General features: G+C 36.4%; 10 protein-coding genes and 1 pseudogene. 5 read left to right on the top strand and 6 right to left on the bottom strand.

The genetic code is table 11. The features are described from left to right. Positions 1-99: 99 nt before the first annotated feature. Both QF044_RS10375 and QF044_RS10370 read left to right on the top strand, forming a co-directional pair. Positions 100-504 carry a ribonuclease inhibitor gene (locus QF044_RS10375; protein WP_307266684.1) on the top strand — a complete coding sequence of 135 codons (405 nt, stop codon included), beginning with the start codon at positions 100-102 and terminating at the stop codon, positions 502-504. A gap of 81 nt (positions 505-585) precedes the next feature. Beyond that, positions 586-1,212 (top strand): GDSL-type esterase/lipase family protein, encoded by a 627-nt coding sequence (locus QF044_RS10370; RefSeq protein WP_307266682.1) that lies wholly within the window; start codon positions 586-588, stop codon positions 1,210-1,212. 52 nt (positions 1,213-1,264) lie between these two features. Here the strand turns inward: QF044_RS10370 and QF044_RS10365 are convergent, their stop codons facing one another. Then, positions 1,265-1,627: a diacylglycerol kinase family protein gene (locus tag QF044_RS10365; RefSeq protein WP_307266679.1), complete on the bottom strand. Its 363-nt coding sequence runs from the start codon at positions 1,625-1,627 to the stop codon at positions 1,265-1,267. 196 nt (positions 1,628-1,823) lie between these two features. Between QF044_RS10365 and dnaN the strand changes: the two genes are divergently transcribed. The 3 genes from dnaN to QF044_RS10350 all read left to right on the top strand — a co-directional run bounded on the left by dnaN (position 1,824) and on the right by QF044_RS10350 (position 6,468). Next, entirely contained in the window at positions 1,824-2,954 is a 1,131-nt protein-coding gene (gene dnaN, locus QF044_RS10360) for a DNA polymerase III subunit beta (protein ID WP_307266677.1), read from the top strand. A 318-nt stretch (positions 2,955-3,272) separates the two neighbouring features. Further along, positions 3,273-5,675, top strand: coding sequence for a phenylalanine--tRNA ligase subunit beta (gene pheT / locus QF044_RS10355; protein WP_307266675.1), 2,403 nt, complete (start codon positions 3,273-3,275; stop codon positions 5,673-5,675). 382 nt (positions 5,676-6,057) lie between these two features. Continuing rightward, the gene (locus QF044_RS10350; protein WP_307266672.1) at positions 6,058-6,468 is read left to right on the top strand and encodes an META domain-containing protein; all 411 of its coding nucleotides are present in this window, start codon (positions 6,058-6,060) and stop codon (positions 6,466-6,468) included. Between the two features lie 53 nt (positions 6,469-6,521). Here QF044_RS10350 and QF044_RS10345 read toward each other — a convergent pair whose 3' ends face one another. The 5 genes and pseudogenes from QF044_RS10345 to QF044_RS10325 form a co-directional block, all read right to left on the bottom strand. Beyond that, positions 6,522-6,761 (bottom strand): hypothetical protein, encoded by a 240-nt coding sequence (locus QF044_RS10345; RefSeq protein ID WP_002977986.1) that lies wholly within the window; start codon positions 6,759-6,761, stop codon positions 6,522-6,524. Between the two features lie 53 nt (positions 6,762-6,814). Next, positions 6,815-7,706: pseudogene (locus QF044_RS10340) on the bottom strand (3-hydroxybutyryl-CoA dehydrogenase). A gap of 10 nt (positions 7,707-7,716) precedes the next feature. Continuing rightward, the gene (locus QF044_RS10335) at positions 7,717-8,064 is read right to left on the bottom strand and encodes a hypothetical protein (protein WP_307266572.1); all 348 of its coding nucleotides are present in this window, start codon (positions 8,062-8,064) and stop codon (positions 7,717-7,719) included. 154 nt (positions 8,065-8,218) lie between these two features. Beyond that, positions 8,219-9,100, bottom strand: coding sequence for a CGA/CIA family class A beta-lactamase (gene bla-A / locus QF044_RS10330; protein WP_307266569.1), 882 nt, complete (start codon positions 9,098-9,100; stop codon positions 8,219-8,221). Positions 9,101-9,164: 64 nt separating this feature from the next. Next, on the bottom strand, positions 9,165-10,895 hold the full coding sequence (locus QF044_RS10325) for a cellulase family glycosylhydrolase (RefSeq protein ID WP_307266566.1): 1,731 nt from the start codon (positions 10,893-10,895) through the stop codon (positions 9,165-9,167). Positions 10,896-11,035: the final 140 nt, after the last annotated feature.

Genomic DNA, 11,035 nt, shown 5'->3' with positions numbered 1-11,035 from the left:
AAAAATGACTGCCTGATGGCGGTCATTTTTTATATTTACTATTGTTAAACTGACTGTAAGAAATGCAAAGCACAGATTACCGTAATAAATTCAGAAACCATGTTGAATTCAGATAAAAATAAAACAATCATAATCAATGGCAGTCATTTTTCAGATCTGGCTGGATTCTATGATGAAATTTCTAAAGTTCTGATGAAAAATACCGACTGGCAAGTGGGAACGCTGGATGGCTTTGATGATATCCTGTACGGAGGTTTCGGAGTGTTTGAAAGCCAGGATGAAGTTGAAATCAACTGGAAAGATTCTCAAAAATCAAAAGAAGATCTTGGTTTTGAAGCCACCCGAAGTTTTTATGAAAATAAAATCAGGCAGGGAAAACCATTTAACACAGAGTTGATACAGCACAAGTTAGATAAGCTGATTTCAGGTGGCGGCCAGACCTTATTTGAAATTTTAATTGAAATTCTCGAATCACACAAAAATATTACCTTAATTTTGAACTAGAGTTACAACGTGACGATTTAGCCCAGGATAGGGTATAGTGCTATTAAATTAATGATATCCAAAAAAACGCAAGATTAATAAATGAAAAAAATGATTTACGGGCTATTCTTCGGAGACAGTATTACTTACGGAGAATATGACGGAGTATTCGGTGGATGGGTAGATATTCTTAAAAGATATGCTTTGCAGCAGTTTCATGAAGGAAGCAACGAACTGATTCTTTTTAACCTGGGAATAGGTGGTGAAACAACGGAAGGTCTGTTGAAAAGAATGCCCCATGAGCTGGCAGCGCGGAATTCTCCGGAAGGAAATATAATTTTTATCGGGTATGGTGCTAATGATCTGGTTAAAAAGAACGGCAACTACTTGGTAACTCCTGAACAGTTTAGAAAAAACATTATGACAGCAGTTCAGCATGCAAGACAATATTCTGAAGATATTTATCTTGTAAGTATCCTGCCGATCTCCCAAAAAGTCGACCATATAGAAACTCCTGCAGGAAAACTGAGAACGAATGATGAAGTTTTAACTTACAATCAGATCCTTAAAGATTTAGCTGCAGAAAATGCTTTGAGCTATATTGACTTTTATGCTGCATTTGTAGAAGATAAAGAGATTTTACTTTCAGCAGATGGAGTTCACCCCAACGAGAAAGGGTATGGCATAATGGCTGAAACCGCAATTTCAATCGTTGAAAAATATTTATGATGGTTGATCCTATTCAATAGGAGACCTAGCCCGTTCAACATTAAATGTAATATTAGCCATTTACAAAAATATATTTCCAATACACAATCACTCCAACAGCAACAGATCCGATTGCCATAAGAAGAACTGCGCCGGCAGCAATGTCTTTAATAAATCCGATTCTCTTATCAAAATCAGGCTGAATGATGTCACATATCCTTTCAATTGCTGTATTGAAAATTTCTGCACATAAAACGCCTAAAGAGGCGATAACAACCAATGTGGTATCAACTGCTGACAGCTTAAAATAGAAAATAAGGAAAAGATTAATGAAAAAGGCCACAAGCTCTATCTGGAAATTTCTTTCCGTTCTCATCATCAGGAAAACACCATGGAAAGCGTTCAGAAAACTTTTATGGACAGGTGGTTTTCGCATGATTTCTTTTTCACAAATATAATATTTGTCTGGTAGACTAATGGGATCTTTGATTCAAAAATTAATCATCAGATAAATTATTGAGATAACATCAAGCCTGAAAACAGGTTAGTGATATTTGTTTAAAACTCCTTAAGATTATTTTTTTCATTATAGTTTCTATTTATTATATTTGTAGAAACTTATTTTTAAATCTATGAAATTTATTATTTCAAGTGGTGAACTGCAGAAAGCATTGCAAACTGTAAGTGGCGTAATATCAAGCTCTCAATCGAGACCGATTTTAGAAAACTATCTTTTTGAATTAGACGGAAATAACGTTACCATTACAGCTTCTGATGGCGAGACTACTCTTGTTACTTCTTTGGAGGTAAAGTCTGACGATTCGGGTAAATTTGCCGTTCCTGCTAAAATTTTTCAGGATTTTATCAAGACTTATGGTGAACAGCCTTTAACGTTTGTTGTAAAAGACAACGCGGAAGGAACCGGTAGCCAGCTGGAGATTTTAGATGAAAAAGATAATTTCGCTGTGGCATTGGATAATGCAGACGATTACCCGGAGCTTCCGGAATTTGATGCTTCCCAGAGCGTGGCAATGCCGGCAGGAGTTTTATCTGAAGCGTTGACAAATACTCTTTTTGCAACAAGCAATGATTCTCTTCGCCCGGTAATGACAGGTGTACTGTTCCAGTTTGGAGAAAATGAAACGAATTTTGTTTCTACAGATTCCCACAGACTGGTTGTCTATAAAAGAACAGATCTGATGAATGCCGAGCCTATGGAATTTATCATGCCTAAAAAGCCGTTGAATATTTTCAAAAATATTTTGGCTAGTTCTAACGAAGACGTGACAATCGACTTCAACGAGAATATGGCTAAATTTACCTTTGGAAAGCATATCTGGATCTGCAGACTGATTGATGGGAAATATCCCAACTATACAGCAGTAATTCCAAAGGAAAATCCAAATGTACTGACGATCAACAGAAACCTTCTTCTGGGAGCGATCAAAAGAGCATCGATCATGTCTAACAAATCTACCAATCAGGTAAGATTTAAACTGTCTGCCAACATTCTTCACCTTCATGCAGAAGATACGGAATATGCAAACAAAGCAGACATGCAGATCCCTTGCGATTACAACGGGGAAGATATCAATATCGGTTTCAGCTCTAAGTTTTTAACGGAAATGCTTACCATTTTAGGTTCTGACGATATCACCATGAAAATGTCTCAACCGAATAGACCGGGGATCATTGAACCTCTTGACGGTCTTGAAGAAAGTGAAAATATCCTGATGTTATCAATGCCGGTAATCGGATTGTAATATTCTGACAGATAAAATAAAAGAGGTTTTGATTTTCAAGACCTCTTTTTTGTTTTACAAGAATTGAGTTAAGATCTTTAATATGTAAATTTTATCCTATAACCTGGAAACTAAATAAAGAATATGAGTTTTATGGTGTGTTTTCTGTAAAGAAAGTTTTAAATAATACTCATTTCAGAAAGAAAATTTAATAAAACTATTTGTTTTAAAGTGAGCCCTAAATTTCTCTGTTTCTTAAAAAAACACGACATTTGTACCGGAAAAACCGTACAGTAGAAATGGTGCGGAAATTCAAATAAATTTTTCAAAATATAGCAAATGAAAATATCAAACAACTGGCTGAAAGACTTTATCAAAACGGAACTCAAAACAGAAAGGATCGGAGAATTCCTTACAGATATTGGTCTTGAAGTGGAGGGGATAGAAAAATTTGAAAGCGTAAGAGGCAGCCTGGAAGGTATTGTGGTAGGGAAGGTATTGACCTGCGAAAAACATCCGAATGCAGACAAACTAAAGAAAACAACGGTTGACGTAGGAAACGGAAAAATATTAAATATTGTTTGCGGAGCTCCCAACGTGGAAGCGGGACAGACTGTTCCTGTTGCGGTTGTTGGAACTAAGATCTACGATAAAACAGGAAACTTTTTTGAAATCAAAGAAGCTAAGATCAGAAGCGAGGTCTCCCAGGGAATGATATGTGCGGAAGATGAACTTGGCCTTAGTGATGATCACGGTGGAATTATGGTTCTGGATGAGACAAAATATGAAGTGGGAAAAAACTTTGCAGACTATTTTGAACTGACCAATGATGAAGTTTTGGAGATCGGATTAACGCCGAACAGAACAGATGCCATGTCCCATTACGGAGTGGCAAGGGATCTTCATGCTTTCCTTTCGACCAACCAGCAGAAATCAATGTTTGAGAAAGTTTCTTCTGAAACATTAAACAATGAAGGTTCACACAATTTTACTCTTGAAGTAGAAGATGCTGAACTGTGTCCAAGATACATCGGAGCAGTGATCGAAGAAGTGAAAATAGCTGAATCTCCTGCCTGGTTGAAAGACAGATTAAAAGCAATTGGTTTAAACCCCATCAATAATATTGTAGATATTACCAACTATATCCTTCACGGTTACGGACAGCCTCTTCACGCATTTGATGCAGACAAGATTGCTGACAGCAAAGTAAAAGTAGGAACTGTAAAAACAGGAACCAAGTTTACAACACTTGATGGTGTTGAAAGAACGTTGAACGGTTCCGAGGTTATGATCAAAGACGGAAAAGACAATCCAATGTGTATTGCCGGAGTTTTTGGTGGCGCCAATTCAGGAGTTTCTGATGAGACAAAGACCATATTCTTGGAAAGTGCCTATTTCAATCCGGTAGCGGTAAGAAAAGGAGCTAAATTCCATGGTTTAAATACAGATGCTTCTTTCAGATTTGAAAGAGGAGTAGACCCTAATATTACCAGAACAGCCATTACCCATGCCATCAAACTGATTCAGGAGATTGCCGGAGGAAAATTGGTAGGAGATCTTTTGGAAGAATATCCGAAGAAAATCGAAGACAATTATGTGATCATCAGATTTTCAAGAATTGAACAGATTCTGGGAACAAAAATCCACAGAGAAAAAGTAAAAGAGATCTTAAAAGCTTTGGAAATTCAGGTCTTAAATGAGATCCAGAACGGACTTGAAATTTCTGTACCAGCTTACAGAGCGGATGTAACAAGAGAAATTGATGTTATTGAAGAGATTTTAAGAATTTACGGATACAACAAGATCGATGCACCACAGAAAATCTCATTTACACCGGTAAAATTGAGTGCCAACGACCAGGACGAACTTGAAAACAACTGGGCAAGAACACTTCAGGGCATTGGATTCAACGAAGTCATGAATAACTCGCTGACCTCTGTAAAAGATGAAACCGATGCTGTAAAACTATTGAATCCATTGAGCGGGGATCTTGCTTTTATGAGAAAATCTCTATTGGAAGGTCTTTTGCAGAATGCAGTTTACAACATCAACAGAAAAAATCAGGATATTAAATTCTTTGAATTCGGAAAAATCTACCACAAAAAAGAGAAATACGAAGAAAGAAAGCAGCTTGCCCTTCTTGTTACAGGAAGAGATGTTGCTGAAAACTGGCTGCAGCCGAAATCTGCTGTAAGCTTTTATAATCTTAAAGCCTATGTGAAGGTTCTGTTGGAAAGAATTGGTGTTAATTACACAGAAGTAGCCTTAACTGATGAGAGATTTTCTGACTCTTTAGCATATGAAGCTGGCGGAAAAACTTTAGTAAGAATTGGAAAAGTAGCCCCTGTATTACTAAAAGATTTTGATATTGACCAGGAATGTTTCTACGCAGAGATCGAGCTTGAAATGGCTCAGGAATTACGTTCTAAAAACGTATTGAAGTTTAAAGATATTCCTAAATTTAACAAGATCAGGAGAGATCTTGCCTTGCTGATCGATAAAAATGTAAACTATCAGGATCTGTATCAGACTGCGAAAAAGAACAAATCGCCTTTCATCAAGAATATTAACTTATTCGATGTATATGAAGGGAAAAATCTTCCGGAAGGTAAGAAGTCTTACGCAATGAGTTTTGAACTACTGAATGAAGAGAAAACATTGGAAGAAAAAGAAATTTCTGAAGTAATGGATTCCCTGATTAAAACATTCCAGAAAGAATACAATGCAGAATTAAGATCTTAATTCACATAAAATATATCATTAAAACGGGCTTCAGCCCGTTTTTTTGTTTTGTAATCATTGCCAGTTAAATTCTACATAATCTTATAGTATACATTTTCAAGCATAAATTTGCTCAATCAGCCGGATCTGCGAGAGAAAAAAGAAATTCAATCCTCTTCAGATAACCATTCAATAAAAACGGGCTTTAGCCCGTGTTAGATTACCCAAATAGCCAAAAAATAAAAACCTGATTCAAGAAGTAAACAAAGTCAATGCGAAGACATTAACCCATTGATCTTTAAAAAAATAATTCTAAAATAGAGTTTTCGAAAGTAATAAAATCCTTTACGAACCGTTTAAATAATATAATTTCCTTAAATTTGAGTAATTCAAAAAGAAAAAAATGAAAAATCTTTTTTTAAGTATATGTGCGGCAGCGGTTCTCGCTTCGTGCGGAACAATGTCCAGTGCTTCTGCTTCTAAAGTAGGAAAGGCACAGCCTTCATTGGCTAATACAAAATGGACATTGGCGGATAACGTGAAAGGTAAGATTCCTACCCTGAATATTGAAGGCGAAAAAATCAATGGTAATGCAGGATGCAACAATTATTTTGGAACAGCTAAAGTAGACCCTTCTACAGGTGACTTCTCTGCAGGACAGCTGGGATCTACCAGAATGATGTGCAGTAATATGAGTGTTGAGCAGAACTTTATGGATATGGTAGGTAAAGCTAACAAATATGTAATCTCCGGAACAACCCTGGAATTGTACAAAGACAATCTTCTACTGTTGAAATTCAATAAAGCAGAATAAAAAATAAAAGGAACTCAAATTGAGTTCCTTTTTTATGTTTAGATTGTTATTAATTAATCTTCCTCTTCTTCGTCGTATTTAGCCAACTCTTCATCGCACCATTTGAATGCAGCTTCTACCACCTTTGTAGCTTCATCTGCCATAGTTTCTTCATCGTCTCCTTCCAAATCATCTAACCATTCAACTTCTTCTTCCTCAACGTTTAAGATAAATCTTGGATATTCTGTATGAACTACGAATAAATCTTCAGGAAATTCCGAATTGTCTGCTAATAAAAACTTTGGTAATTTCATTTTTTTTAATGTTTTAACTTTGATCAAAGATAAATAAAATTATTGACTTAAAATTATTTCAAAAACATTTTTGAAACTTTTTCGGCTTTTTTACTTTCCGAATAATCATAGAAACCTTCCCCCGACTTTACGCCCAGTTTTCCAGCCATTACCATGTTTACAAGAAGCGGGTTAGGAGCATATTTTGGATTTTTGAAACCGTCATACATTACATTTAAGATCGCTAGACACACATCAAGACCAATAAAATCTGCCAACTGGAGCGGCCCCATTGGATGTGCCATTCCGAGCTTCATTACGGTGTCAATTTCTTCTACACCAGCTACTCCATTATAAAGCGTTTCAATTGACTCATTGATCATCGGCATAAGAATTCTGTTGGCAACAAAACCAGGATAATCATTTACCTCTACAGGAACCTTACCTAAAGTCTTGCTCATCTCATAGATCACATCGAAAGTTTCTCTTGAAGTAGAATATCCTTTGATGATCTCTACCAGTTTCATAATAGGAACCGGGTTCATGAAGTGCATTCCGATCACTTTATCAGCTCTTTTTTGTTGCTGCTGCGATCTTTGTGATGGAAATAGAAGAAGTATTGGTGGCAAGGATACAGTGTTCAGGGGCAGAGTCATCCATCTGGCCGAAGATTTTCAGTTTCAGATCCAGATTTTCAGTAGCTGCCTCTACAATAAGGTCTGCATTACCTGCCGCTTCCTTAAGTTCCGTAAAAGTGGTGATATTTCCTAAAGTTTCAGCTTTCTGTTCTTCAGTAAGGTTTCCCTTTGCAATTATTCTGTCAAGGTTCGTTGTGATCGTTTTCAATCCTCTGTCCAGAGCATCCTGAGATACATCTACCAGATTTACTTTGAATCCGCTTTGCGCAAAAGTATGCGCAATACCGTTCCCCATAGTTCCCGCTCCAATAACTACAATGTTTTTGATCATTTTTCTTTTATTTTTTATAAATAGTTAAATTTTTAATATCCGTTAAATCAGATTGATAAACAGTTACCGACGGATCGAAATCCACTGTGCCGTCGCTGTTTTGTTTTCTGGTTTTGTTTTGTAAAGCAACAACAGATTGAAGACCTTTTGTGAAAGCCGTTTTTTGTTTTTTACCCAATTTGTCTGTTCCGATGTATAAATCAAATTCACCTTCTCTTCCCAAGCCACCCTGTTTTAAGATTTCAAAAGCCTTTAGGTGATTGCTTTTCTCAAACTTTTTCAGATAATCTGTGACCGGTTTGGTCGAGGGAGTCCCACAGCACATGCTGCTATAGCTTATGCGCACATAGCTCATGCTTTTTTGTGAAAAAAGAAAAGTAAAGCAGAGCAGACTTATAGCGAACAATAATTTTTTCATATCAATATTGAGTGAAATTGCTTTTATTCTGTTTAATAGATCAGAACCGATATTTACAACTTCCTAAGCTGTTAAAAATAAGCTTAATATTTTACTTATTAAAATCATCCCAGACCGCCTTGGAAATATCTGAAACCATTCTGCAGTTCACTGCATTTGTTTCCATGGAATTGCTTATAAATACGGCAATTGCATAATGTTTTCCGTTTGGAAGTGTGATGATTCCTATATCGTTTTCTGCAATCGTAAGACCATCATTATTCTTTCCTGAAGCACCGGTTTTATGCGCAACCGGAGTATTTTTTGGTAACTGTTCAACAATTTTATTCGTTCCGGTTTTTGTTCCGATCATGATCTCCATCAGGAAATTTGTAGATCTTTTAGAAAGAAGCTTTCCGTCGTAGAATTTTTTTAGAACCAGAATGGCAGAATTCGGTGTACTGTAATTTTCATACAAAGCATTCCAGTTTTTTGTGTGCATTTCCTGCTCATTATACTTGATCTGGAAACCGGTAACTCCCTTGGAATCCATGAATTTTTGAACAGTTTGGGTTCCTCCGATAAGCTTCAACAGTAGATCACAAAGATTATTGTCACTTAATGCTACCGTATAGTCTATCACCTCACGTAATGGAACTTCAATATTTCCTTCAGGATGTTTTTCCTGAAACGGAGACCATGTATCTTCCAAAAGATCAGATTTTTTAATGAAAATTTTCTGATCCAGAGAAAGTTTCTTCTGGTCTACAAGATCTAAAACTGCACAGGCAATATGAAACTTAAAAACACTTAAAGTAGGAAGCTGTTTGTCTCCGTTTTTACTGTATTTAAAATTATTCTCAAAGCCAAGAACTGAAATTCCTACTGTTGCTTTTTTGCCTTCTGTGATAGAGTTTATTTTTTGCTCCAAAGCCGATTTCTGAGCTACTGCCAGCGATGAAATCAGAAGAAAGAAAAGTCCTATTTTTTTCATAATGTACAGGTTAAAAGAAGATCCCTTTTAAGCACTAAAAGGGATCTGCAATTTAAGATAATTATTATTGTATTTCAAAATAATTCAGGTTCGGACCGTTGCCTTCAAAGCGGAGTCTGATTTTATTTGTCCCTTTCTTGAACGGGACATTTTTAACGGATACTGTTTTCCAGTTTTGTTCTCCTTCCGTAGAAGGTAGTGAAACATTGGCCAGCTGTTTTCCTGAAGCATCTTCAAGCTTAATATTGGTGTCATTGCTGCCTGAATATCGGATACTGAATGTATAGCTTTTCTCAGATTTTACATTAATCGTATATTGAAGCCATTCTCCCTTTTCCGTTTTTCCTACATAATAGTGATTGGAGATACTGTCATCACAGAGGTAAATATCCACACCGTCATTCCTCATCTGCTGTCCGGAATTCCATTCAGATCTTTTTTTGGGGTCGCTTACCCAAAGATTGACAAAATCATGATCCAGATAAGCCGAACCCATTCTTCCCAAATCGTACTCTGAAGCAAACATTCTTCCCGGAGCCATGTGTTTTCTGAATGGTTTTGTGGAATCATCCGTTACCTGCCTGAACATGGCATCAATAACATCATTCTTGATCTCAACATTGTTGAATTTATAGTTTTCTGCAATCTGCATCAATACTTTTGTGGCAAAATCTTTAGATGGTTTTTCACCGCCGTTTTTCCAATAATTCAGAAGTTTTTCATATTCAGGAGTAATCTTTACATTAGTGATTCCTGCAATATTATCGATCTTTTTCATTGGCCAGAACGCGTAGCCAATATTATGTTTGTCCAGAAGTTGGATCAGTTCTGTAAACCATACATTCGAGTTTTCTCCGGTTTCCCCTAGCCAAATTGGGATATTATGCTTCTTTCTGAGATCAAGAATAGACTGGATTGTTTCATCATTATTATAATTCCAGTATTTATGGAAGCTGAATGCCATATTGTTATCCCAAAGCGGGATCAGTCCGTTGTAGTTGTTTCCCCAGCCGTTTCCTTCAATAAATATAATGTGCTTTTTATCTGTTTCCCGGATGGCATCTGTAATCTCTTTCTGAAGTTTCCAGAGTGGGGCATTAGACATTTCATCAGTTCCATTCGGATTTTTTCCGGTGAAATTAATATTAGGTTCGTTAATCAGGTCGTAGCCGCCAATCCATGGTTCATCCTTATATCGTTCCGCAAGCTTTTTCCATAGCGCAATCGTTTTTTTCTGGTTTTCATTGCTTTCCCAAAGTGAAGGTTTTGTTTTGTCATTGTCTGAAATATTGACATCATTTCCCTGTCCTCCCGGTGCTGCGTGAAGATCCAGAATCAGATATATTTTATTGGCAGCACACCATTTCAGCAGGTCATCCGTCATTTTAAAGCCTTCTTCCAGCCATGTATTTTGCCCTTTTACCGGTTCTTTTTCAATGGGAAGAGTATACAGATCATAATGCATAGGCAGCCTTATAGAATTGAATCCTGATTTAGCGAGAAAATCGATATCCTGCTTGGTAATGCCGTTTTTAAGATAAGCTTTATAGAATTCCTTCATTCCGTCTTCACCAATTAATTCGGAAATCTTTTCCTTGATCTTATACTGAGGACCTGCAAAATCAGCCGTTTTCAGCATATAACCTTCCTGAAGCATCCATCCGCCGAGACCAAGACCCCGAAGCTGAATGTTTTCACCTTTGTCATTAATTATTTTCTGACCGTCAGTTTTTAATAATTGTGATGTCCCAAATTGAGACAATAATAAAGCGGATAGTAGGATGGCTCTTTTCATATAGATTTAAATTATTGGAGAGACTATAGAATAATTGTTTTGAGAAAGACAAATATATTTAAAAATTCAGAACAAAGATTAAAATGATATAATGAAAACAGATTATTTTCAATGAATTTCAAAATAATCAAACATTAAAA

Source organism: Chryseobacterium sp. W4I1, from assembly GCF_030816115.1.
Classification (GTDB): domain Bacteria; phylum Bacteroidota; class Bacteroidia; order Flavobacteriales; family Weeksellaceae; genus Chryseobacterium.
Note: the sequence above shows the minus strand (reverse complement) of the source record. Positions and strands in the feature narration are given on the sequence as shown.